Source organism: Arthrobacter sp. TRD_SC_6, from assembly GCF_055361185.1.
Genome location: NZ_CM143953.1, coordinates 827,689 through 852,375 on the forward strand (window position 1 = coordinate 827,689; position 24,687 = coordinate 852,375).

The following is a 24,687-nucleotide window of genomic DNA, read 5'->3' on the forward strand; positions in this document are numbered from 1 at the left end:
GAGCATAAGAAGCGATGTCTGAAACCAATACCTCCTCGATCCCGGTCCAGGACGCCGGCGTGCTGCCCCGCCGTCGTGCCCTTCCCGCCGGTAATGCGTCAACCGCCGACTCCACCGACACCACCGCGCGCTCGAGTGCGATCATGGCCGCAGGAACACTGGTGTCTCGCATTCTCGGGCTGGTCCGCGTGGCGCTGCTTGCGACGGCGATCGGTACTTTCGGCGCCGTTTCCGACCTTTTTCCTGCGGCCAACAACCTGCCGACCTACATCTTCCTGATGATTGCCGGCGGTGTCTTCAACGCCGTCCTGGTTCCGCAGATCATTCGGGCCAGCCAGCGCCCGGACCGCGGGGCTGACTACGTGAGCCGGCTGATTACCCTGTCGGTGACGGTCCTGCTGGTGCTGACGGTGCTGATCACGCTGGCCGCCCCGTTCATCGCAGACCTGCTCACCAATGTCAGCGGCGATGCCCTGGCGCTCACTACCGTGTTCGCGTACTGGTGCCTGCCTCAGATCTTCTTTTACGGCCTGTACTCCATTATCGGGCAGGTGCTGAACGCCAACGGCTCCTTCGGTCCTTATATGTGGGCGCCGGTTGCCAATAACGTCGTGTCGATCGGCTTCCTGATCGCGTTCATCTCGATCCTCGGGGCCGAAAAAACTGCCGCCCATTCTCCCGACTCCTGGACGCTGACGCACACCCTTCTTCTGGCAGGCGGGACTACGCTCGGCATCATCGTTCAGGCGCTGGTGCTCATTCTTCCCCTGCGGCGCCTGGGGTTGGGGCTGCGGCCAAAGTTTGGCTGGCGTGGTGTGGGTCTCGGCCAGACAGGCCGATTGGCCTCTATCACCATAGTGACCATGCTCGTGGGCAACGGCCTCTACATGGTCAACCAGTGGGTTGCCACCATCGCTACCGAGGCCCGCACAAATCGGCCAGATAACTCCTATATAGCGGGCCTGTTCAATCTTGAGACCGGGTCGCTGGTGTACGTGCTGCCCCATTCAGTTATCGCTTTGTCCATCGCGACCGTCATGTTCAACCGCCTTGCAACCGCACATGCCGAGAACGACATCGATACCACCAAGGAAACGCTTTCGCTCGGGCTCCGGACCATTGGCGTCGCCACCGTTTTCGGATCAGCGGCCCTCCTCGCGCTGGCTGTGCCGCTCGGAATGCTGTTCTCCGGCGGCATTACGGAGGGTGGTGCGCTCAACGCGCTCATCATTTCCCTTCTCGCCGTCGGCGCACCTTTCCTCAGCGCCAACTTCTTCCTCAACCGGGTGTTCTACGCTGCGGAAGATGCGCTCACCCCGCTGAAGATCCAGCTCATCCTTTCCGCAATCGGCGTCGCGCTTGCTGTCGGTGCAAGCCTGTTCGAGCCAAGCCTTATTGTGCCGATGCTCGCGCTGAGCTTCACGGTCGGGAACATCATCGCCGTCGGTGTGAGCCATCGGTTCCTCGTTCGCAAGATCGGTCCGTACGGCGCCGGGCACATCTACGACATTCACGTCCGCCTGACCGTCGCGGGCCTGGTTGCCGCTGCAGCCGGGGCGGGCATTCTCTGGTTCTTTGGAGCGTATGAACCGGGAGGGTTCGTCTGGCAGTCCCAGGTGAGTGCCGCCGTCGTACTCCTTGTTGCCGGGCCAGCCATGATTCTGGTCTACGTGCTGATGCTCAAGGCCTTGCATGTGCGGGAACTGCGGGACTTCCTCGCGCCCCTTCTTGCGAAGCTGCGCCGGCGGGCCTAGCTTCCTGTTGCGCAGTGCGGCTCGGTGCCGGGCCGTGCCGGCGTTCACCGGTAGCATGGGTTCAAACTATCCACATTCCGGGAGGAACTCGTGCCACAGGCAGTAGACGTCGGTTCAGTACTTGGCGGCCGGTATAAGGTCACCGCTTATGTACTGGCCTCTGCTGAGAAGGACCTTGTGCTCGACGGCATGGATCAGGTTCTGAACCGTGCAGTGAGCATCCTCGTGGCATCGCCGGAGAACGCCAGCCAGGTGGCGACCAGCGCCCGTGAAGTCGCTACAGGCGAACGCGCGGGGAACATCCAGGTACTGGACCTTGGGATCACCGACGCCGGTACCTACCTCGTAACCAATCGGGCGCAGGCCGCTGACCTGCTGGACCTTGTGATTCAGCGGGAGGCAGTCCCGTACATCGAGCCCTTCTTTACGGATACGCTCGGCTCGGAGATTTTCGGGGTTCCCCGGTCCACCGAGCCTGAGACGTACGAAGATGATGAGTACGACGACTACGAAGAGCGCGAACCCCGCCGCTCCCGCATCCCTAAAGCACGGATGCCCCGCTTCGGTCGGGGTGCGGGTGCTGCTGGCGCTGCGGCGGGTGCTGGCGCTGCGGGTGCAGCGGCTGCGGGTGCAGCGGCTGCCTCCGGCCAATCCTCTCCCGGTACGGCTCCACAAAGCATTCCGCCCCGGCCTTCTGGCGGGAACGCCAATGTGCCCCCGCCGCCTTCCGCACCGCCGAGGGTAGCCGCGGGTGACCGCCAGGACCGGCCGAAGGTTTCGGAGTGGACCGAGGATGAATACGACGACGGTCGCAGTGACTCGCGCACAGGACGCCCGGCTTCGCGTTTCCCGGCGGCCGCCGCGGGCAGTCACTCGGTCGCGGAATCAAATTATGACGGCGGCGGCTCCTACGACGATTATGACGACGACGACCGCGAGAACAACCCGCGCTTCACCAGAGTGCTGGTAGGTGTTGTCCTGGCACTGGTTATTATTGGTGCCGTGGTGCTGGCGGTCACTCAACTCAGCCCGATTTTCAGTCCTCCGGTAGCAAACGAGCAGACAACGCCTGAGGAGACTACTGAGGCTAGCGAGGGGCCGTCCTCTGAAACTCCCGCAGAGGAGCCTTCCACCCCCGCCGAGGAACTGATCCCACCGGTGGCCACCAGCGTGACGCGCCTTGTGCCGGGGAATCCTGAGCTGAATGCGCAGACTGACGGGGAGCTCGGTTCCATCATTGACGACAATCCGGCCAGCTTCTGGAGCAGTCTTGTCTATGCCAACGACACCTTTGGTGGTTTGGCGCAGAACCTGGCTCTCGTCGTCGAGCTCGAGGCGTCGTCGAGTATCACGCAGATCCAGATAGAGCAGTTGAACAGTTCCGGCGGCAGCTTCACCGTCGCCCTGAATGATCAACCCAGCCTTGAGGGCGCAACTCAGGTGGCACAGTCTGGTTTCACCGGTCCGTCCGTAACCTTCAGCGTTCCAGAGGTGGACGGTGCCGCCCCGAAGGCACAGTACGTGATCGTAAACTTCACCCAGTTGCCGCGTCTGTCGAACGTGCAGGCTCAGTACCCTTGGGGCATGCGCATCGCGGAGATCAACGTCTCCTGACGCAGGGCCTCCAGTGAACCGGAATAACCGCTTGGACCGCACTGTTATTGCAATTGATCGTCTCCCGGCCGAGTGGCCTGAAGACTCTCACCCACAGGAAGGTTGTTTGTACCCGTGAGTACCCAGACACACGAAAGCCAGGCTGAGTCCAGCGAAATCCGGGACGTGATCATCGTCGGATCCGGTCCTGCAGGCTACACGGCCGCCGTGTACACCGCGAGGGCCAACCTTTCGCCACTGCTGATAGCCAGCTCGGTGACTGCCGGTGGTGAACTGATGAACACCACCGAGGTGGAGAATTATCCTGGGTTCCCGGAAGGCGTCATGGGCCCGGACCTGATGGAGCACTTCGAGAAGCAAGCAGCTCGCTTCGGCACGGAGATCCTTTTTGAGGACGTAACTTCCGTCGACCTGGCCGGTGAGGTCAAGTCTGTGACTATCGGTACGGGTGAGGTTTTCCGTTCCCGTGCAGTTATTATCTCGACCGGATCTGCGTACCGCGAACTGGGCCTCGAAGACGAGAAGCGGCTCTCGGGCCACGGTGTGAGTTGGTGCGCGACGTGCGACGGCTTCTTCTTCAAGGACCAGGACATCGCAGTGGTTGGTGGCGGCGACTCGGCAATGGAGGAGGCTCTCTTCCTCACCAAGTTCGCTCGCTCCGTTACGGTGGTCCACCGTCGGGACTCGCTTCGGGCGTCAAAGATCATGCAGGACCGCGCTCTCGCCCACGAGAAGATCCGCTTCGAGTGGAATGCAGAAGTGGTCGGCATCACAGGGACTGACAAGGTCACAGGATTGGTGCTCAGTAACACTGTCGACGGGTCTTCGAAGGACCTTGCCGTGACCGGTGTTTTCGTTGCCATCGGCAACGATCCCCGAGTGGACCTGATCCGCGACCAACTGTCGCTCACTGAAGAGGGCACCATCGCCGTAAAGGGACGCACTTCGAAGACTTCGTTGCCGGGAGTCTTCGCTGCCGGCGACGTCATCGACCCTACCTACCGTCAGGCGATCACAGCATCCGGTTCAGGGTGTGTAGCCGCGATTGACGTGGAGCACTACCTTGCTGACCTTGGTGACTCGATCGCAACGGCCGCTGAAGTGCCCACTCCGCAGGCTGAACGAGTTTCCGAATCCGCAACGGTCTAATTAAGGAGCAACCGTTATGAGCAATGCCAAAGAAGTAACCGATAGCTCGTTCGAGAGCGACGTCCTGCAGGCCACCAAACCGGTAATGGTTGATTTTTGGGCCGAGTGGTGCGGTCCATGCCGCAAGCTCTCACCAATCCTCGACGACATCGCGTCCGAGCATTCCGAGAAGATCGACGTTGTGAAACTCAACGTTGACGACAACCCTGCAACCGCTGCAAAGTACGGCATCACATCAATTCCTGCTGTGTACGTATTCAAGGATGGCGAGGTTGCTGCTACCTCGATCGGCGCCAAGCCCAAGCAGGTTCTTGAGCAGGAGTTCGCGCAGTTCCTCTAGAGTTCTGATAAGAGAGCCCGCGCATCGTGATGCGCGGGCTCTTTTGTGCTTGAAGTGAGGCCGGGCAAGCCTCACACTGGGTTTGTCCATGCGCCATGGGTACCCGTTTCACGTGAAACGGCACCTTGTTCACACAACTCGACGATACGGACCCACGCCGGAGACACTCAGGTGAATGCCTACGATTCCCGAATTTTTCTCAGTCTCGTACTCGGGCGAAGTTTCACGTGAAACACACAGACCATTGGCAATCACTGACAGGGCTCCGATTTCTGGCCCGTCGATGAGTCGTTGCCGTAGACCCGTGATCCCCGATCCGGGATCTTCAGAACGCGAGCGGTAAGCCCGATAGGCAAAGCCAGGCGTGCACCGTCGATCGGCGGTTCTAGCCGAGCGGAGATGCTCGATGACAGCCTCGCACCAGCTGAAGCGTGCATGCCCTGGTGACACCAGGATAGGCAACTCGAACCTCCGAGAGCGCACGAAGCATTCGGGCGCTCCAGGTTATTTCGGTGGTGCCACGTACAGCGCGGCTACGTAGGCTGCGTACGGGCAGCGACTCGCCGCGCAATCTGCGGGCTGCCAAGCTGCCGACCTGTCCATCAAACGACCCTGAGCTGACTGTTACCTACATTCACTCGAGAATGGCGAATATCGGTTAGCGTTCAAGACTTGGGCCTGTGGACCGTATGGGAAGTGTCAGAAAGTGCCGGCGGCTCCTGACGTACATGCAGTGTAAAGGCCTTGTACTGAACCCAGGGCACAATAGCGACAATGGTATCTGTCCAGACGGAAGGCAAGGCGACTCGATCGGAGTCTCTACCTCGGGGACGAATGTTTCACGTGAAACTATGAATCGCGCGCACCCCAGCCCGAGGGAGACATGGCCTTCGAACACGGGGGTGGCCAATGGGGATTCCCACTCGCGGCACCGTCGTTGCGACCCATTACTCCGCACTCTGACTGGCAGCACACCGTAGCACGGCGCTCCAGCAGCGAACAAGACTGGGGAGGAGCAATCCCACCGTAGCTCACCTTTCACTGGATGATTTTCTCACGATGACCACGGGGGCTTGCGCACTTGAGATCTGCTAGAGAAGCGTCACAATCTCCTACAGTTGCACGCGTCCCAACTCTGTCCTTTACGTTTCACGTGAAACATCACCCCACGAAATGGCCAGGCCCCACAGTTCTCGCAGTGTGTCTACCGATCGGAATCAGCTTCATCCTTGCGGGTGTTTGAGGCGGTCGGTGTTGTGGATCGATATGACCCTGCCGTGGACGCTTTAGCACAAGCAGCGTGGCACGCTGGACCGCGGCCAGCTACAGCTACAGCTACAGCTACAGCTACAGCTGAACCACGAGCCCCAAGGCGAGAGGAAAGCTAACTGTTCGCGCCCGCACCCCATGAGCAGATCCGATTCACCGTTGACACAGATTTGGCGGAACCCGTCCGACGATTGACCCTCGCGTGGCCTGGAAACTCGAACTACCGGTTGCCAGGTGGCCAAAGAGTGAATCATGTATCAATGTTTCACGTGAAACCGCACAGCTATCACCCCTCACGCCGACAACTAGCGGGCTGTGACGCCACCTTCTGGTTCTTTGAAAGACCGAGCGCAAGCGGTCCGCCCGTGGGTGTCGGGTTTGACTACGCCGCGAACCTAAAGTCGCTCGCGTCAAGTCAACACAAGCGTTCAGACGGCGTATCCCAAGGGGTGGAGGAATCGGGATAGCCAACGTAATTCGATCATCCGTCTCACCTCGACCATCCGGAAGTGCTCGGGCTACCGCTACGATACTCCGCCTACAACAAGTGGCGCCGTTTCACGTGAAACGGCGCCTCTTGCGGGAGAGCTAGGAGACCAGTACTAGCCGGGCGCCAGCACTCCCATGATCCGGTTCAAGTCGTCGACACTAGCGAACTCGATACTAACCCGTCCCTTCTTTGCACCCAGGGTAATCTTGACGCTCGTATCGAGTCGATCAGACAAGGACGTGGCCAAGTAGTCCAAGCGCTCGTGGCGCGCCCCGGCCCGTGGGGTACTCGGCTTCGGGGGACGTCGGAGCCCATCACTCATCGCAACGATCTCTTCTGTTGATCGCACAGAGAGGCCCTCCGCGACAATGCGCTGGGCGAGCTTCTCCATCTCCGCCTGATCGGACAAGCCAAGGAGTGCCCTCGCGTGGCCGGCACTGAGAACACCAGCGGCCAGCCGCCGCTGCACCAGAGGAGGAAGTTTCATCAGCCGAAGAGTGTTCGAAATCTGCGGACGTGATCTGCCGATGCGCGCTCCCAGTTCCTCTTGAGAGCACCCGAAGTCGTCCAGCAGTTGCTGGTACGCAGCCGCTTCCTCAAGCGGATTGAGTTGACTGCGGTGCAAGTTCTCCAACAGAGCATCCCTAAGCAGGTCGTCATCCGCGGTGTCACGAATGATCGCGGGAACAGTCTCCAGACCAGCAGCCTTACTCGCCCGCCACCGACGCTCACCCATAACAAGCTCATACTGATGTTCAGTGCCCTCGTTGGATGCCCGGACCACGATGGGTTGCAGGACCCCGATTTCTCGGACGGAGTGGACGAGCTCAGCCATCTCGTCCTCGTCGAACACTGTTCTTGGCTGCTTGCGGTTCGCGTGGATTGAATCTACTGGGAGCTCTGCAAATCGAGCCCCTGGCACCTCCTGCAGAGTTTCACGTGAAACATCGTTAGCGGGTGGAGCTAGACGTCCTGCATCAGATCCGTCGGTAGCCTCTAGACGGGATTCAGTTCCCGACTCGGGCGCGATCCCACTCGGCCCACGGGAAGCGGCACCCTCTTTGAGAGCCGCACGCTCGGGCGCCGCCTCCGAAGTAAAAGGGGCTTTCCTGCGATGGCCATCGCCAGCAGTTTGCTTACCCGCTGCAGCCTTTCGTGAGGGTGCCTGGGTCCGGCCACCTGATCGGGGGGCAGGAGCAGTCAGAGCGTCTTTGTTGATGGTCGCGCGGAGCCTTGCAGGGCCATCGGTGCTCTTCGCTTCACCCGGGTCCTGTGAGTCGACTTCAGCCTGGCCGTCCTTCGAGGGGAAAAAGAGGTCGGAAGGGCGGCCCGCATTGCGCCCGGTTGAACCGACCGACGCTACTTCCTGCTCAACGCTGCTCGGAATGAGCGCGCCGAGTCCTCGGCCTAGCCCTCTACGCTTCTCAGGCATCTACAAGTTCCTCTCGAACGAGAGCAGACAAACTGCACGAATTGATATTGCGTTCAGTCTACGGGTAGAGCACTCTCTGAGAGCGTTGCGACGCTACGCGCGCTCAGCTATTTCAGCTGCCGCTTCAAGATAGGAGAGCGCCCCACTCGATGAAGGATCGTAGGTCAGCACCGTTTGCTGGTAGCTGGGTGCTTCTGAGATGCGAACCGACCGCGGAACTACTGCCTTGAGGACCTGCTGCGGGAAGTGCTCACGTACCTCCGCCGCCACTTGAGCAGCCAAATTGGTGCGTCCGTCGTACATCGTTAGAAGTATGGTCGACACAACAAGCTCTGCGTTGAGATGCTTCTGAATCATCTCGATGTTCTTAAGCAGCTGACTCAACCCTTCCAACGCGTAATACTCGCACTGGATGGGTATAAGAACCTCCCGCGCAGCGACGAATGCATTTACGGTCAGTAGCCCGAGGCTCGGTGGGCAATCAATGAAGATGTAATCCAGGCGCTCCTCACCATGGTCCTCGCGGTGCGCCGCATACAGATCGATTGCCCGGCGCAGGCGCTGCTCCCTGGCGACCAGGGACACCAGTTCAATCTCGGCACCGGCCAAGTGAATGGTTGCGGGAGCACAGATCAGATTGGGGATATCCGGGCAACGGGCCACAACGCTCGAAAGCGGAAGGTCGTCAATGAGCACGTCGTAAATGCTGTCGACCTCGGCATGATGTTCAATCCCTAGTGCGGTCGACGCATTCCCTTGGGGATCGATATCGATGACCAGAACATTCAGCCCGGCCAAAGCGAGGCCGGCCGCCAGGTTGACGGTGGTGGTTGTCTTCCCAACGCCGCCCTTCTGATTGCTGACGGTCAGGATCCTGGTCTTCGCAGGCCTGGGCAACTCCCGCCCGAGAAGCTTCTCCCGTCGCTTCGTTTCGCTCGCTAGTTCTCTCGCCAGGGGCGTGCTGTCATCCATCACGTCCATAACGTTCCTGGAACCTCCCTGATTGGAACCGCGTTCAGTGGTTTTGTTATCGGAGGACGGTGAGCCGCCCGTTTCACGTGAAACAATTCCGGTATTGCTCGGGTTTGAAAACACTTCGGGTTGAATACTAGCGATGCTGACCGCGAGAGAAGACGTCACCAGCGATTCAAGCTGTTCGCGCGCCGGGGCCGGATCTTTCGTTGTCACGAGGGTCTCGCTCACTTTCATGTACCGGGAAGGTCCACTCTAGGTTAGCCGGTAGCGAGCGTGACTCCTTGCTGCCTGAGCCGGTGTCCGCCAAGTGAACTAGTTGTTTTTCGCTTTACGATTGACCACGATCCGCACGACGGTAGTCGGCGATTCGAGAAGGGAGCCGCCAACCGTCTCGACGGTGGTTTGCTGACCGCCCAATCGCTTGATTACCTTGGCCGCCTTTTCAACTTCCTCAGAAGCACTTCGACCCTTGATCGCAAGTACAACCCCCGTCTTCCCAAGCAACGGAATGGTGATGGTCGCCAGACCCGAGAGGGCCGATACAGCCCGCGCTGTTACCACGTCCACTTCAATTTCCCCTGCAGCCTGCTCTGCGCGCCCACGGAAGATCTCCACGTTGTCCAGCTCCAGGTCTTCAGTGACCTCCCGCAGCCAATTGACCCTTCGCTCCAGCGGTTCAATCAACACAAACCGAGCGTCCTTGCGCGCGATAGCCAGAGCCAGGCCCGGCAAACCCGCGCCGCTACCGACATCAGCCACACTGGCGCCCTGGTCAATCAACTCGCCCACTACAGCGCAGTTCAGGACGTGACGGTCCCACAGGCGGGGTAGTTCGCGGGGGCCGAGGAGTCCACGCTCCAGACCGGAGGTGGCCAGATGCTCCACAAAGCGCTCAGCCAACGGCAGCCGATCGCCGAAGATTTCCTGAGCCGCAGCCTGCTCCTTGATTCCTATGACAACTGTCAAGGGGTCCACCACCTTTGAAGTTAAACGAGCGGTGCGCTAGGCACCAGCAGAAACGACGATGTGCCGGTTCGACCCTTCCCCTTCAGACTCGCTGACCATACCCAACTCAGCAACGACGTCGTGAACGATCTTGCGCTCGTACGCAGACATGGGTTTGAGCGCGATCTCTTCACCGTTCTGTTTCAATTCGTTAACCGCGCTTTCAGCAATCTCACGGAGTTCCTTACCCCTGGCGTCTCTGAATCCATCGATGTCGAGGACCAGCCGCGAGCGGCTTTCGGTGGAAGTCAGAACCGAGAGGCGGGTGAGTTCCTGAAGTGCTTCTAGGACTTCTCCATCCGCACCAACGAGGGACTGTAGGCCGCGTGAATCAGCATCCTCGGACACGATGGAGATGTAGGTACGACCATTTCTGACCTCGATGTCGATGTCTCCATCAAGGTCAGCTATGTCGAGAAGTTCCTCCAGGTAATCCGCGGCTACATCGCCTTCGTCTTCGCCAGTTGAGTCTTCATCTTCGACAGTCGAGTCTTCATTGGAACCTTCTTCAAGGACCTCAAGGGTTTCATCCTGCATGTGATCTGTGCTCATTTGCGTTTCCTGTTCTTGCGCTGCGGCTGTACACGTTGTGCCTTCGGCTCTACTACGGCTTCAACAGCCGGTTCGGTCTTTCGCTCGCCCAGAAGTGGGATCATCGGCAGACCCTTCTTCGCCCGCCGTTCAGCGAGGGCTTTCGCGGCTGGGGAACCGGGGGTGGGCATGCGCCGAATGACGTAGAACTGCTGAACCATCGTCCAAAGGTTGGTTGTGGTCCAGTAAATGAGAACACCGATCGGGAAGTTGATGCCACCGATGCCAAAGACGAGCGGAAGGATGTAGAGCATGATCTTCTGCTGACGCATGAACGGACTCTGCATGGCCTCTTCGGACATGTTCTTGGCCATGATCTGCTTCTGCGTGATGAACTGTGAAGCCGTCATTGCAAGGATCATAATGATTGAAAGAACCGCCACGGAGCCGTGGCCCGGAGTACCCCAGCCGTGAAGCAAGGACGAAGAGAGGGGGGCGCCGAAGATCTCGGCAGCATCGAACTGACGAACGTCGTCAGCGTTCAGGGCGCCTATCCCCTCGCCCTCCCTGCTCGCCGTCGAAACCCCGTTCAAGACTGTGAACAGAGCGAAGAAGAACGGCATCTGAATCAGGATCGGCAAACAAGCCGCAAACGGATTCGTTCCATGCTTCTTGTATAGGGCCATCTGTTCCTGCGTCATTGCCTGACGGGAGAGCTGGTCGGTCTTGCCCTTGTACTTCTGCTGCAGCTTGCGGAGATCCGGCTGAAGGGCCTGCATTCCGCGCTGCGCCTTGATCTGCTTGACGAATACCGGAATCAAGGCGGCACGAATGACCACCACGAGGCCCACGATGGACAGAGTCCAGGTCCAGCCCGAGGTCTCCTCCATTCCAAGGAAGGTGAATCCTTCGTGGAATGCCCACATGACCCAGGACACCAGCCATCGGAACGGCAGGAGAATCGTCTCGAAGAAATCCATAATCTGTTGCTCCTCAGGCCGCTGGGCGGCTTTCCTCATCTGCAGGTATCACGGGGTGGTTCAGCACTAAAATTCGCGGCTCATGACCGGGCGCGAAGGTGCGCCCGCCAGATGGGACGTGGTCGACGCCGCCATCGTTCCATGGATGACAACGACCCAACCGCCGGGTTGCCAGCCAGCTTCCCTTCAGCGCACCATGCACAACTACTGCCTCGAGCGCATACGCCGAACAGGAGGGGAAAAAGCGGCACACCTGTCCATAAAGCGGGGAGATGAGCCGCCGATAGGAAACCAGCACGCCAACCAGAATCGAGCGGGGTAGTGCCCGGATTGCCCCGGGGGCGAACGGCACATGAACCGTGGTCATCTGCCGTCTCCCTTTCCTGAACTCTCTTTGGCCAGCCGTTTGACGCTGGTGGCCAGGCAACGTTCGAAATCTGAGCTTAACTCTGCCCATTCTGTCCCTGCCGCGGGCGGAAGGGAACGGACAACCACATCCAAACCAGCAGGACGGACAGCCAGGGCCGCCGCAGCCGCTTCTCTCAGTCTCCTCTTAACGAGATTGCGGGTAACAGCGTTCCCCACTGCTTTCGACACTATGAAGCCGAATCTTGAAGGTTTGTCCACGCTGGTTGCCACCGCATATAACACCAAGTTCCGGCACCCAGAGCGGGTACCGGAACGGACGGTATAAGAGAAATCCGATGCCGTGCGGACTCGATGGGTTGTAGACAACACCTGGAGCTCCGAACGGTCAGGGCGCCATCCGCAGATGGGCGACGCCGGCGGACGGGTTATGTAGTGCTAGGCCGAAAGCTCGGTACGTCCCTTGCCGCGGCGCGCTGAAAGGATGGCGCGGCCGGCGCGGGTGCGCATCCGAAGGCGGAAGCCGTGCTTCTTAGCACGACGGCGGTTATTCGGCTGAAAGGTCCGCTTGCTCACTGTGATACTCCAGAACGTTCTTGGCATGCGCTGCCGTTGCAACAAGGGGGAAGAACGGACCGGCGCGATGAAGTTGTACATCCACTCTGCGCACCTACCTGGAACCTAACAGCGAAGATGTTAGGGCATGGAGGCATGCGAAATGCAGACATATTGGACTACCTAACGTTAGGGCACCACCGCTATAGGGGTCAAACCGGATATCCCTGGTTGCAGCAGCGGACACGGAACCCTCTTTCACCACGAGCGGGGCGCAGGATGTGGACAAGTTACTCCGGGGAGGTCAATAGGGGGAGATCCGGCCTGCTAATCAGCGCTTATCCACAAGCTGAATCCCGGCTATCTTCCATAGTTTTCATCGTCTAGTGTTGCCGGGTGGTCGATTTATCCACCAGCTGTGCATAACTCTGTGGATTGGCGGCGAATACAGCCATACCGGCACCTTCTTAGACACCGATGAGGACACCAGTGAGTACCGACGAAATCAACGATGTAGGCAGCTCCTGGCGCAAGGTGATCCGCACCCTTGAACGTGACGAACGAATCTCCCCACGCCAGCGTGGTTTCGTAGTGCTCGCTCAGGCCCAAGGTCTGATCGGAACCACACTGCTTGTTGCGGTCCCCAATGAGCTGACACGCGAAGTCCTTCAAAGCCAGGTGAAGGGCCCACTCAATGACGCCCTTCACGAAGTATTCCGCGAGGAAATACAGTGCGCATTCGTGATCGACCCGGATCTGACACCGGTCGCCGAGGAGAAGCCTGAAGAAGTCGAGGAAGAAACTTCCCAGCGTGAACTCGCTCCATCTCCCACCCCACCTAGCAATTCACACGAGTTCGGTCGCCTGAACCCCAAGTATATTTTCGACACTTTCGTCATCGGCTCATCGAACCGTTTCGCTCACGCAGCCGCCGTAGCTGTGGCGGAAGCTCCGGCGAAGGCCTATAACCCACTCTTCATCTACGGTGATTCCGGTCTGGGTAAAACCCATCTACTTCACGCCATAGGCCACTATGCCCGCCACCTCTACACCGGGATCCGGGTCCGTTACGTGAATTCAGAGGAGTTCACCAACGACTTCATCAACTCCATCCGTGATGACGAAGGCACCAGCTTCAAGCAGACCTACCGCAACGTGGACATCCTTCTGATCGATGACATTCAGTTCCTCTCAGGCAAGGACCGTACCCAGGAGGAGTTCTTCCACACATTCAACGCACTTCACAACCACAGCAAACAAGTGGTCATCACCTCGGACCTTCCCCCGAAACAGCTTTCCGGATTTGAAGAACGAATGAGGTCCAGGTTCGAGTGGGGTCTCCTGACCGATATCCAGCCTCCTGAACTTGAGACCCGCATCGCAATCCTGCGCAAGAAGGCGATCAGCGAAGGAATGAGCGCACCCGACGAAGTCCTCGAATACATCGCTTCGAAGATCTCGACGAACATCCGGGAACTGGAAGGGGCGTTGATCCGTGTGACCGCCTTTGCCAGCCTTAACCGGCAGGCGGTCGACGAAAATCTTGCGGAGATCGTACTCAAGGATCTAATCACCGACGACGGCGCCCAGGAGATCACCTCGGCGTTGATCATGGCGCAGACCGCGGAGTACTTCAACATCACGCTCGAGGAGTTGTGCAGCAAGTCCCGGACCAGGACGCTCGTAACTGCAAGGCAGATCGCCATGTACCTGTGCAGGGAGCTGACCGACATGTCATTGCCGAAGATCGGTCAGGAGCTCGGAGGCCGCGACCACACCACGGTCATCCACGCGGATCGAAAAATCCGCGAACTGATGGCCGAGCGCCGCGCCATCTATAACCAGGTCACCGAACTAACCAACCGGATCAAGCACTCCCGGAAGGACAGTTAGGCCACCGCTTCGCCACGGGTGAGCCAGAGCCTGGTGCTCTTCCCCCGCTGACCTGGGGAACCACACGGTTGAAATTAACAACTGTGGAAAGAACTGTGGATAACCCGCCCAGTACATGAGCCTCACTGAGGACAACTTGCATGCTCCCTGTGGATTGGGAGAACACCCGTACTTTCGTGCACATGCTGCCCGGTTGAACACGGTGCTTCATACACAACCTATCAACAGCCCAAAGACCCCGGAATGAACCGAAAGGACGGGTTATCCACAGAATCCACAGCAGTTATTAACACTACTGACCCTTAATCCATGGATCCTTTCCAAATAACATTTCCCCTCAACCCGACCGGCCAAGCGATCAAGTGTGTCGCGCTAAGCTGTGAATCAGTAGAGTTGTCATTTGCTCACGCATCCTCATTCGCCAGCTGGGTTTTCCCTGCAGCTGAGGATCAGTAGCTTCCCCTGTACCTCGCGAAAGGCGGCACCCTTCAGTGAAATTTCGAGTCGAGCGCGATGTTCTGGCCGAAGCCGTAACCTGGACCGCACGATCACTCTCCCCACGGCCTCCTGTGCCAGTGCTTTCGGGTCTGCTGATCAAGGCGGGTGCAGGAACGCTGAGTCTTGCCAGTTTCGACTACGAGATTTCTGCCCGGTTGGAAATCGCAGCGGATGTTGCCGAAGAAGGAACAATCCTCGTCTCGGGCCGCTTGCTCGCTGATATTTGCCGCAGCCTGCCGTCTGCACCGGTGGAAGTGGAGACCGACGGATCCAAGGTCACACTCACTTGCCGCAACAGCCGATTCAATCTGGCAACCATGCCCGAAGGTGAGTACCCGGAACTTCCGAGCCTCCCCGACGTCAGTGGCGTTGTTGATGGAGAGGCGTTCGCTGAGGCAGTTTCGCAGGTCATCATCGCGGCAAGCCGGGACGACACCCTACCCATCCTTACGGGCGTCCGGATGGAGATCGAGGAAGACCTCATCACCTTCCTGGCAACCGATCGCTACAGGCTTGCACTCCGCGAGCTTTCCTGGAAACCAACCAACCCAGGAATCTCAACCAGCGCGCTGGTCAAGGCCAAGACTCTCAGTGAAGTCGCGAAAACCCTGGGCGGCGCCGGAGACCTCAAGATCGCCCTGTCCGACAACAGCGAGCTGATCGGCTTCGAAAGCGGTGGTCGCCGCACTACGTCGCTGCTTGTCGACGGCGATTACCCAAAGATCCGCTCACTCTTCCCCGAGAACACCCCAATTCACGCGACAGTGGAGACCAACCAGTTGGTCGAGGCTGTTCGCCGTGTTTCCCTCGTTGCCGAACGTAATACCCCCGTACGGTTGGCCTTCAGCCAGGGACAAGTAGTGCTCGACGCCGGTACCGGAGAAGATGCGCAGGCTTCGGAAGCCATCGAGGCAACACTCGACGGCGACGACATCACAGTTGCGTTCAATCCGCACTACCTCAGTGAAGGACTCAGTGCCTTCAGCAGCCGTTTTGTCCGCTTTTCCTTCACCACGCCACCCAAGCCAGCAGTGATCTCCGCCCAGGAGGACGCCACTGGAGCAGATCGCGAAGATTACCGATACCTGCTCATGCCGGTAAGGCTGCCCAACCAGTAACAGCCTTATTAGCCCATCCCACCCGAACCCTGGAGGACACATGCACATTGGCCTGATCGGACTCGGAAAAATGGGCTTCAACATGCGGAAACGGTTGCGTTCCGCGGGTATTGAGGTCACAGGCTTCGATCGCAACCCAGAGGTCTCCGACGTTGCAACGCTCGAGGAACTCCTCCAAAAGGTGCCGGCTCCCCGGGTCATCTGGGTCATGGTGCCGGCCGGGGCTGTTACCGCAGAGGTAGTTCAGGAGCTTGGCGAGAAACTGGCGGAAGGTGATCTTGTCATCGATGGTGGCAACAGCAAGTTCAGCACCGACCAGGAACACAGTGAGGCCCTTGCTGCGCGAGGGATCTCCTTTCTTGACTGCGGTGTTTCCGGAGGCGTCTGGGGATTGGAAAACGGCTACGGGCTCATGGTCGGAGGCCCGGAAGACGCCGTCGAACGTGTAATGCCGGTTTTTGATGCACTCCGTCCAGAAGGCAAGCGCGAGGAGAGCTTCGTTCATGTCGGTGACACGGGTGCTGGTCATTACGCCAAAATGGTCCACAACGGAATCGAGTACGGTCTCATGCAGGCCTACGCGGAAGGGTACGAACTGCTGGAAGCCAAAGACATCATCAAGGATGTCCACGGCACTTTCAGGGCGTGGCAAAAAGGAACGGTAGTCCGCTCCTGGTTGTTGGACCTCCTCGTTAAAGCGCTTGAGGAAGATCCGAAGCTCACCAATATCGGTGCGTTCGTCGAGGATTCAGGCGAAGGCCGCTGGACGGTGGAGCAGGCTATTGCGAATGAAGTTGCAGCACCGGTGATTACCGCCGCACTCTTTGCCCGCTTCAGTTCCAGGCAGGAAGACGCTCCTTCGCTGAAGATGGTGGCGGCGCTGCGCAACCAGTTCGGTGGTCACGCCGTTCGACCGCCGCGCAGTTGATCCTCTGATCAGCGGTGTATGTTCAGCATCTGTCCCTCACGGACTTCCGTAGCTACGCGCAGCTCGAGGTCCCCCTCGAGCCTGGTGTAACTCTCTTCGTGGGTTCGAACGGAGTAGGGAAAACCAACATTGTCGAGGCAATTGGGTACCTGGCATCGCTGTCCTCACACCGTGTCAGCTCCGACAAGCCACTGATCGCCTTCGATGCCGAGAGGGCACTCGTTCGGGGGCGGTTGGTCCGGGGTGAGCAAGCCACGAGCGTCGAATTGGAAATCAACCCTGATCGCGCAAACCGGGCAAGGATTAACAGGGCCAATCCGGTCCGGGCCAGGGATGCAGCCGGTATTCTCCGCACAGTTCTTTTTGCCCCAGAAGACCTGGCACTGGTCAAGGGAGATCCCGCGAACCGCCGCCGGTTCCTCGATGACCTGATGGTTCAACTCGTGCCGCACCATGCCGGAATTCGTGCTGACTATGAGCGGGTACTCAAACAGCGCAATGCCCTTTTGAAATCCCTACGCGGTGGCCGTCTCACAGCGGCGCACGAAGCAACTTTGGAGGTGTGGGACCAGCATCTGGCAGCTGTCGGGTCCCAGCTGCTTCACGCACGGCTCGGGGTCTTGACCAAGTTGGTTCCGCACATCCAGAGGGCTTATGGGGAACTGACGGACGGGTCCAAGGCGGCGAACGCCCTCTATCGCTCTTCCCTGGTCAGTCCGCTGACGGATGACGACACCGGCACGGAACCATCCGAGGACTTGTCAGGCCTCGGCGTTCCCGAGCTAACCGAGCGGTTCCTGAAAGTTATCGGCGAGCAGCGGCGCCGGGAGACTGAACGCGGAATTTCGCTGATTGGTCCCCACCGGGACGAAGTGGAGCTGACGCTGGGCCGAGCATTGGTCAAAGGATATGCCTCCCATGGTGAGACCTGGTCCATGGCGTTGGCTCTACGCCTTGGTTCCTATTATTTGCTCACCGAAGACGACGCAACACCGGGATCAACTCCCGTCCTCATCCTCGATGATGTTTTTGCCGAATTGGATGTGGACCGGCGGGACCGGCTTGCCACTATCGTCGTGGGGGCCGAGCAGGTACTGGTAACCGCCGCCGTGGGAGAGGACGTCCCTTCCCAACTTGAGGGCCGTCATTACCAGGTTGTTCCCGGAGGCTTCCATGAAACATCGGCCTGAGGAAAAGGACGACGACGGCTCTGGTCCGGGTGGCTCCAATCCGGACACACCGCCACAGAACGTAACGGCTTCCGAGAACGCACCTAGCCAGGATGCACCAAGGATCCTATTGAACCGGCTTCGTGACGCGTCGGTCGCCAGGGGCGAGGCCCGTGCCCCAGCTGCGGCCCGTCGTCGTCGTTCCGGCGGTTCTGCCCGTCCGGCAATCCCTGGAGAATCCTATGCCGGACGGGACCCACAGGGGCTCGGCACTGTGTTCGGCAGGCTGCTGAGCGAGCGGGGGTGGAATTCACCTGTCGCCGTCGGCTCGGTGATGGCCCGCTGGGCGGAACTGGTGGGGCCGGACATTGCCGCCCACTGCACCCCTGAAAGTTTCCACGAAACCACGGTCCTGGTCAGGTGTGATTCGACCGCCTGGTCCACGCAACTGCGCCTGATCAGTGCAGATCTCATCAAGCGTTTTGACCATGAGCTTGGCGCGGGCGTGGTCACGGCTATGACGGTCATCGGACCATCGGCTCCGAACTGGCGAAAAGGCGGGCGAACAGTTCGCGGGCGGGGCCCTCGGGATACCTACGGGTAGTTCGCAGGAACACCTTCCACAGGGGTTGACTCCTGACGATGTGCGCCGTACAGCGCGAATCGGACCCCTCGGGACGTATACGCCCCCACGCGACCCCCCGCTGTGAGCTTAAATGGCGGTTTATTCCGCGCTAGAGGCCTGTTCAGGCGTTGGGTACACGGTCTGCACGGTAGAATATGAGGTGCAGGCATTCCTTTTTCGGGATGCCTTCCCTCTGAGACCAGGACAACAAGGAGTCGACAGCGCCCGTGGCTAACGACAACCAAGCGGAATCTGCCGCAACACCGGAAAACAGCGCTGGAGAACCCAGAGGTTACGGTGCCAGCGACATCACAGTCCTCGAAGGACTGGAAGCAGTCCGTAAAAGGCCCGGTATGTACATCGGCTCTACCGGCCCCAGGGGACTTCACCACCTTGTCTACGAGGTTGTGGATAACTCTGTGGATGAAGCTCTTGCCGGGTACTGCGACCACATCAAGGTGACCCTGCTTGAAGACGGCGGCGTGCGTGTCATAGACAACGGCCGCGGTATACCCGTGGATATGCACCCAACAGAGGGCAAACCCACTGTTGAAGTGGTCATGACCATCCTCCATGCGGGCGGCAAATTCGGTGGTGGCGGCTACGCCGTTTCCGGTGGACTTCACGGCGTTGGCATCTCGGTCGTGAATGCCCTTTCTTCCCGTGTTGACACGGAAATTCGCCGTCAGGGACACATCTGGCGGCAGTCCTTCGAGGACGGTGGGAAGCCCGTCGGAAAGCTCGAAAAGGGTGACGAAACCAGCCAGACCGGCACCACGCAGACCTTCTATCCTGATGCCTCCATTTTCGAGTCCGTCGAGTTCGATTTTGAGACCCTGCGGGCACGGTTCCAGCAGATGGCTTTCCTCAACAAGGGTCTCCGGATCAGCCTTGTGGATGAACGGGTGCCCGAGGTGGAAACCGAGGAGATCACCGACGCCGCGCATGCCGAAGCGGAACGCTCGGAAGAGAAGAAGCACCGCCACATCGAGTACCTGTATGAGAATGGGCTCCTGGATTACGTCAGGCATCTCAATTCGTCAAAGAAAGTTGATGTCATTCACGAGGATGTCATCGCCTTCGAGACCGAAGACGCAGACAAATCCATCGCCGTTGAACTGGCAATGCAGTGGACCACCGCATACTCCGAGAGCGTCCACACCTACGCGAATACCATCAACACCCATGAGGGCGGCACCCATGAGGAAGGCTTCCGGGCCGCGATGACCTCCCTGATCAACAGGTATGCCCGTGAGAAGAACATCATCAAGGAGAAGGACGACAATCTGACGGGTGACGACATCCGCGAGGGACTTACCGCCGTCATATCCGTCAAACTCTCCGAGCCGCAGTTTGAAGGCCAGACCAAAACCAAGCTCGGAAACTCCGAGGCCAAGGGGTTCGTCCAGCGCGTTGTGACGGACCAGCTCGGTGACTGGCTTGAACGCAACCCCGGCCCGGCCCGCGATGTCATCCGGAAGTCCATCCAGGCGTCCCAGGCACGCCTTGCCGCACGCAAGGCGCGGGAGTCAACCCGCCGCAAGGGCCTGCTCGAGTCCGGAGGAATGCCGGGCAAGCTTAAGGATTGTCAGTCCAAGGATCCTTCGAAGTCCGAAATTTACATTGTGGAGGGTGACTCCGCGGGTGGTTCGGCAGTTCGCGGCCGGAATCCCGAGACGCAGGCCATTCTCCCGCTGCGCGGCAAGATCCTGAACGTGGAGCGCGCCCGGCTTGACCGTGCGCTGAGTAACAGCGAAGTCCAGGCGATGATCACGGCCTTCGGCGCCGGCATCGGCGAGGATTTCAACGTCGAGAAGGCCCGGTATCACAAGATTGTTCTGATGGCTGATGCTGATGTCGACGGCCAGCACATCACCACCCTGTTGCTCACGCTGCTGTTCAGGTACATGCGGCCGTTGATCGAAAACGGCTATGTGTACCTTGCCCAGCCCCCGCTGTACCGGATCAAATGGTCCAACGCTGCTCACTCCTACGTCTTCAGTGATCGTGAACGCGATGAAACCATCAAGATGGGTTTGGCCAATAACCAGCGCCTGCCGAAGGACAACGGGATCCAGCGTTACAAGGGACTCGGTGAGATGGACTACACGGAACTGTGGGAAACCACCATGGATCCGGACAACCGCACACTCCTGCAGGTCACCATGGATGATGCCGCAGCCGCCGACCAGATCTTCTCAGTGCTCATGGGCGAAGACGTCGAATCGCGACGCAACTTCATCCAGCAGAACGCCAAGGACGTGCGGTTCCTCGATATCTGAGGTGCCCACAAGTACTCATGTGTAGCCGGCTCCGGCAGTCCGGCTCCCTCGCAACGCATCCACGAATGGAACGAACCAGATGAGTGACGAAGAAACGCCAAAGACTCCCGGCGACGAAACCCCAATTGAGGGTGCCGTCCTGACGGACAGGGTCGAACAGGTAGACCTGCAGACAGAAATGCAGCGCTCCTACCTGGACTACGCGATGGCCGTTATTGTCGGTCGGGCTCTGCCTGACGTCCGCGACGGCCTGAAGCCCGTCCACCGACGCGTGCTCTACGCAATGTTCGACGGCGGCTATCGGCCTGAGCGTTCATTCAACAAGTGCGCGCGTGTGGTCGGCGAGGTCATGGGTCAGTACCACCCCCACGGCGACAGCGCCATATATGATGCGCTGGTCCGGCTCATTCAGGACTGGACGATGCGCTACCCGCTGGCGCTGGGACAGGGCAACTTTGGTTCTCCAGGAAACGACGGCGCAGCGGCGCCCCGTTACACCGAAACCAAGATGGCCCACCTTGCCATGGAAATGGTGCGGGACATCGACGAGGAAACCGTCGACTTCCAGGACAACTACGACGGCAAGAATCAGGAACCCACCATCCTGCCGTCGCGTTTCCCCAACCTCCTGGTCAACGGGTCGTCGGGCATTGCCGTCGGCATGGCCACGAACATTCCTCCCCATAACCTTCGAGAGGTAGCCGACGGCGTTCAGTGGTACCTGCAGAATCCGCAGGCCACCAAGGAAGAATTGCTTGAAGCATTGATCCAGCGAATCAAGGGCCCCGACTTCCCTACGGGCGCGCAGATTCTCGGCCACAAGGGCATCGAGGATGCCTACCGGACCGGGCGCGGGTCAATCACCATGCGCGCTGTGGTGAATGTCGAGGAAATCCAGAACCGCACGTGCCTTGTGGTGACCGAGTTGCCCTACCAGGCAAACCCCGACAATCTGGCCATCAAGATTGCGGACCTGGTGAAGGACGGCAAGGTCTCCGGCATCGCCGACCTCCGCGATGAGACCTCGGGTCGCACCGGCCAGCGCCTGGTGATCGTGCTCAAGCGGGACGCCGTCGCCAAGGTTGTGCTGAACAATCTCTACAAACACACTCAGCTGCAGGACAACTTCAGCGCCAACATGCTGGCCATCGTGGACAGCGTTCCGCGCACGCTCAGCCTGGACGCGTTCATCCGTCATTGGGTAACGCACCAGCTTGAGGTCATCGTCCGCCGCACGCAGTACCGCCTGCGCAAGGCCGAGGAAGCCGCACACATTCTCCGCGGATTGTTGAAGGCACTCGATGCCCTTGACGAGGTCATCGCCCTGATCCGCCGTTCTTCAACGGTGGAAGATGCGCGCAACGGGCTCATGGGGTTGCTGGAAATCGACGAGATCCAGGCGCAGGCCATCCTCGACATGCAACTGCGCCGCCTGGCTGCGCTGGAGCGCCAGAAGATCCAGGATCAGCACGCCAAACTCGAAACGGAGATCACCGAGTACAAGCGGATTCTCGCTTCCGAATCCCAGCAACGCGAAATCGTCTCAACCGAGCTGCAGGAGATCGTCGACAAGCACGGCGACGATCGCCGCACTGAAATCCTCATGGGTTACGACGGCGACATGAGCATGGAAGACCTCATTCCCGAAGAGGAAATGGTGGTCACAATTACGCGCGGCGGGTACGTCAAGCGGACCCGCAGCGACAACTACCGTCAGCAGGCCCGTGGCGGCAAGGGTATCCGTGGCGCACAGCTGAGGGGGGACGACGTCGTCGAGCACTTCTTTGTCACCACCACGCACCACTGGCTGCTCTTCTTCACCAATCTGGGCCGGGTGTACCGGGCCAAGGCGTACGAACTTGTTGAGGCAGCCCGCGATGCCAAGGGCCAACACGTGGCGAATCTCCTGGCGTTCCAGCCGGACGAGACAATCGCCCAGGTGCTGGATCTGCGGGACTATCAGCAGTCGCCTTACCTGGTCCTCGCCACCAAGCGCGGGCTCGTGAAGAAGACCCGCCTTGAGGACTACGACACCAATCGCACCGCGGGTGTCATCGCGATCAACCTACGCGACGGCGATGAACTGGTATCAGCACAGCTCGTTTCCGAGAGCGACGACATGATGCTCGTTTCCCGCAAGGGTCAGTCGCTGCGTTTCAGCGCTACCGACGAGGCGCTTCGTCCGATGGGCCGGGCCACGTCCGGAGTTACCGGGATGAAGTTCCGAGAGAATGATGAGCTGCTCGCCGCGAACGTAGTCTCCGACGATTCCTACGTGTTCGTGGTCACTGAGGGCGGCTTCGCGAAGCGGACCAAGGTTGATCAGTACCGCGTGCAGGGCCGCGGCGGCCTCGGCATCAAGGTGGCCAAGCTGGCGGAGGAGCGCGGGGACCTGGTTGGCGCGCTCATTGTGCAGGATGAAGACGAAGTCCTCGTGGTGATGGGCGGCGGCAAGGTGGTGCGCTCGTCCGTTGCGGGTGTTCCCGCCAAGGGCCGCGACACCATGGGTGTCATCTTCGCGAAACCAGATAAAGCCGACCGCATCATCGCCCTCGCCCGGAACACCGAACGCGGGCTGACCGGCACCGACGCCGCAGCCGAGACAGCCGTCATTGAGGAGCAATCTGCGCCGGACGTCGTCGATGAAGTACCGTTGTCGTCAGAAGAATCGGCTGAGCCGGACGCTGAGCCACGCGAAAATGGAGGTACCGAGTGAGTTCCACTAACTCAAACCCGCGCTCGACGGCGGGCGGTGCCGTGCGCTCGTCCAGCAACGGACCTCGGGTGAACGCGCCCGCGCGGCCGGCGCAACGGCCAGCGTCGTCGTCGGCCCGGCCGGGAAGCCGCCCAGGTCTCGTGAAGCCTGCGCCAAAGGCCAAGGCCCGAAAGGCCCGGCTGCTTGTAAGCAAGGTTGACCCCTGGTCGGTCCTGAAGATGTCCTTCCTGCTCTCGGTTGCACTGGGAATCGTGACTGTTGTCGCGGCCATCGTGATCTGGATGGTGCTGGACTTCACCGGGATCTTCGACCGGGTGAATCAGCTGCTCGGTGAAATCGCCGGATCAGAGGGCGCTGGCTTCGATCTTCGGCAGTTCGCATCGCTCGGGCAGGTCGTGTCTTTCGCGACGATCATCGCCGTCGTGAATGTGGTGCTGTTGACCGCTCTCGCCATGCTTTCTGCGGTGCTCTACAACATCTCGTCCACGCTCGTGGGCGGCATTGGGGTGACGCTGACGGACGATTAACAGCCGCCCCGAAGGGCCGGTTGGGAATTTGTTGATTGCTGAGGAGCTACTGTAAAGTCGTATCTCGGCCCGAAGAGGTTTCGGGGCGTATAGCTCAGGCGGTTAGAGCGCTTCGCTGATAACGAAGAGGTCCCAGGTTCAAGTCCTGGTACGCCCACGGATCCTAAAACCGGCAGGTAACTGCGGAGGAGGAGCATTGTGAAGAAGTTGCTGATAGCGGCAGCGGCAGTCGCAGGAGTCTTCGCCTACAAACGGTGGCAGGAATCCGAGAAAGACAAAGAAGTGTGGAGCAAGGCGACCGATCCAGTCGAGTAATCCTTCGCTCTTTTGATCAGATATACTGATCAGGTTCCGTTTTCGGGGGCATGGCGCAATTGGTAGCGCACCTGCTTTGCAAGCAGGGGGTTCGGGGTTCGAGTCCCCGTGCCTCCACCGAAAGGAAAAGGTCCCAGCCTGTTGGCTGGGACCTTT

At 59.6% G+C, this 24,687-nt stretch carries 20 protein-coding genes, 2 tRNA genes and 1 pseudogene; 15 read left to right on the plus strand and 8 right to left on the minus strand.

What is annotated here, in order from left to right; translation table 11 throughout:
* The first annotated feature begins 14 nt into the window (after positions 1 to 14).
* The 4 genes from murJ to trxA all read left to right on the plus strand — a co-directional run bounded on the left by murJ (position 15) and on the right by trxA (position 4,857).
* Complete coding sequence (murJ, locus tag ACWA1U_RS04035) at positions 15 to 1,754, plus strand: murein biosynthesis integral membrane protein MurJ (RefSeq protein ID WP_463724068.1); 1,740 nt, start codon at positions 15 to 17, stop codon at positions 1,752 to 1,754.
* A gap of 90 nt (positions 1,755 to 1,844) precedes the next feature.
* Positions 1,845 to 3,368 carry an ABC transporter substrate-binding protein gene (locus tag ACWA1U_RS04040; protein ID WP_463724069.1) on the plus strand — a complete coding sequence of 508 codons (1,524 nt, stop codon included), beginning with the start codon at positions 1,845 to 1,847 and terminating at the stop codon, positions 3,366 to 3,368.
* Between the two features lie 114 nt (positions 3,369 to 3,482).
* Positions 3,483 to 4,517, plus strand: a complete 1,035-nt coding sequence (gene trxB / locus ACWA1U_RS04045; RefSeq protein ID WP_463724070.1) for a thioredoxin-disulfide reductase — start codon at positions 3,483 to 3,485, stop codon at positions 4,515 to 4,517.
* Positions 4,518 to 4,533: 16 nt separating this feature from the next.
* Positions 4,534 to 4,857 carry a thioredoxin gene (trxA, locus tag ACWA1U_RS04050; protein WP_463724071.1) on the plus strand — a complete coding sequence of 108 codons (324 nt, stop codon included), beginning with the start codon at positions 4,534 to 4,536 and terminating at the stop codon, positions 4,855 to 4,857.
* Positions 4,858 to 6,728: 1,871 nt separating this feature from the next.
* Here the strand turns inward: trxA and ACWA1U_RS04055 are convergent.
* The 8 genes and pseudogenes from ACWA1U_RS04055 to rpmH all read right to left on the minus strand — a co-directional run bounded on the left by ACWA1U_RS04055 (position 6,729) and on the right by rpmH (position 12,481).
* Positions 6,729 to 8,048 (minus strand): ParB/RepB/Spo0J family partition protein, encoded by a 1,320-nt coding sequence (locus ACWA1U_RS04055; protein WP_463724072.1) that lies wholly within the window; start codon positions 8,046 to 8,048, stop codon positions 6,729 to 6,731.
* A 93-nt stretch (positions 8,049 to 8,141) separates the two neighbouring features.
* A complete protein-coding gene (locus ACWA1U_RS04060; RefSeq protein WP_463724939.1) occupies positions 8,142 to 9,155 on the minus strand; it encodes a ParA family protein in 1,014 nt (337 codons plus the stop codon).
* A 180-nt stretch (positions 9,156 to 9,335) separates the two neighbouring features.
* Entirely contained in the window at positions 9,336 to 9,989 is a 654-nt protein-coding gene (rsmG, locus tag ACWA1U_RS04065) for a 16S rRNA (guanine(527)-N(7))-methyltransferase RsmG (RefSeq protein WP_463724073.1), read from the minus strand.
* 36 nt (positions 9,990 to 10,025) lie between these two features.
* The gene (locus ACWA1U_RS04070) at positions 10,026 to 10,580 is read right to left on the minus strand and encodes a Jag family protein (RefSeq protein ID WP_463724074.1); all 555 of its coding nucleotides are present in this window, start codon (positions 10,578 to 10,580) and stop codon (positions 10,026 to 10,028) included.
* 62 nt (positions 10,581 to 10,642) lie between these two features.
* Positions 10,643 to 11,578: pseudogene (gene yidC / locus ACWA1U_RS04075) on the minus strand (membrane protein insertase YidC); the annotation flags it as partial.
* Positions 11,553 to 11,906, minus strand: a complete 354-nt coding sequence (gene yidD, locus ACWA1U_RS04080) for a membrane protein insertion efficiency factor YidD (RefSeq protein ID WP_463724075.1) — start codon at positions 11,904 to 11,906, stop codon at positions 11,553 to 11,555. The gene yidD and the pseudogene yidC, both read right to left, overlap by 26 nt.
* Entirely contained in the window at positions 11,903 to 12,277 is a 375-nt protein-coding gene (gene rnpA / locus ACWA1U_RS04085; protein WP_463724076.1) for a ribonuclease P protein component, read from the minus strand. Before rnpA ends, yidD begins: the two co-directional genes overlap by 4 nt.
* 66 nt (positions 12,278 to 12,343) lie before the next feature.
* Positions 12,344 to 12,481, minus strand: a complete 138-nt coding sequence (gene rpmH / locus ACWA1U_RS04090) for a 50S ribosomal protein L34 (RefSeq protein WP_022892375.1) — start codon at positions 12,479 to 12,481, stop codon at positions 12,344 to 12,346.
* Positions 12,482 to 12,937: 456 nt separating this feature from the next.
* Between rpmH and dnaA the strand changes: the two genes are divergently transcribed.
* The 11 genes from dnaA to ACWA1U_RS04145 all read left to right on the plus strand — a co-directional run bounded on the left by dnaA (position 12,938) and on the right by ACWA1U_RS04145 (position 24,648).
* Positions 12,938 to 14,353, plus strand: a complete 1,416-nt coding sequence (gene dnaA, locus ACWA1U_RS04095; protein ID WP_463724077.1) for a chromosomal replication initiator protein DnaA — start codon at positions 12,938 to 12,940, stop codon at positions 14,351 to 14,353.
* A gap of 491 nt (positions 14,354 to 14,844) precedes the next feature.
* The gene (dnaN, locus tag ACWA1U_RS04100) at positions 14,845 to 15,969 is read left to right on the plus strand and encodes a DNA polymerase III subunit beta (protein WP_463724078.1); all 1,125 of its coding nucleotides are present in this window, start codon (positions 14,845 to 14,847) and stop codon (positions 15,967 to 15,969) included.
* A gap of 40 nt (positions 15,970 to 16,009) precedes the next feature.
* Positions 16,010 to 16,897 carry a phosphogluconate dehydrogenase (NAD(+)-dependent, decarboxylating) gene (gnd, locus tag ACWA1U_RS04105; protein ID WP_463724079.1) on the plus strand — a complete coding sequence of 296 codons (888 nt, stop codon included), beginning with the start codon at positions 16,010 to 16,012 and terminating at the stop codon, positions 16,895 to 16,897.
* A gap of 14 nt (positions 16,898 to 16,911) precedes the next feature.
* Positions 16,912 to 18,087 (plus strand): DNA replication/repair protein RecF, encoded by a 1,176-nt coding sequence (gene recF, locus ACWA1U_RS04110; protein WP_463724080.1) that lies wholly within the window; start codon positions 16,912 to 16,914, stop codon positions 18,085 to 18,087.
* Positions 18,071 to 18,670, plus strand: a complete 600-nt coding sequence (locus ACWA1U_RS04115; RefSeq protein ID WP_463724081.1) for a DciA family protein — start codon at positions 18,071 to 18,073, stop codon at positions 18,668 to 18,670. Before recF ends, ACWA1U_RS04115 begins: the two co-directional genes overlap by 17 nt.
* 248 nt (positions 18,671 to 18,918) lie before the next feature.
* Positions 18,919 to 20,973, plus strand: a complete 2,055-nt coding sequence (gene gyrB, locus ACWA1U_RS04120) for a DNA topoisomerase (ATP-hydrolyzing) subunit B (RefSeq protein WP_463724082.1) — start codon at positions 18,919 to 18,921, stop codon at positions 20,971 to 20,973.
* A 79-nt stretch (positions 20,974 to 21,052) separates the two neighbouring features.
* On the plus strand, positions 21,053 to 23,689 hold the full coding sequence (gene gyrA, locus ACWA1U_RS04125) for a DNA gyrase subunit A (RefSeq protein WP_463724083.1): 2,637 nt from the start codon (positions 21,053 to 21,055) through the stop codon (positions 23,687 to 23,689).
* Entirely contained in the window at positions 23,686 to 24,216 is a 531-nt protein-coding gene (locus ACWA1U_RS04130; protein WP_463724084.1) for a DUF3566 domain-containing protein, read from the plus strand. The genes gyrA and ACWA1U_RS04130 overlap by 4 nt, the downstream gene beginning before the upstream one ends.
* A gap of 83 nt (positions 24,217 to 24,299) precedes the next feature.
* Positions 24,300 to 24,373, plus strand: a tRNA-Ile gene (locus ACWA1U_RS04135).
* Positions 24,374 to 24,414: 41 nt separating this feature from the next.
* Entirely contained in the window at positions 24,415 to 24,531 is a 117-nt protein-coding gene (locus ACWA1U_RS04140; RefSeq protein WP_463724085.1) for a DLW-39 family protein, read from the plus strand.
* Between the two features lie 44 nt (positions 24,532 to 24,575).
* A tRNA-Ala gene (locus ACWA1U_RS04145) sits at positions 24,576 to 24,648 on the plus strand.
* Positions 24,649 to 24,687 lie beyond the last annotated feature (39 nt).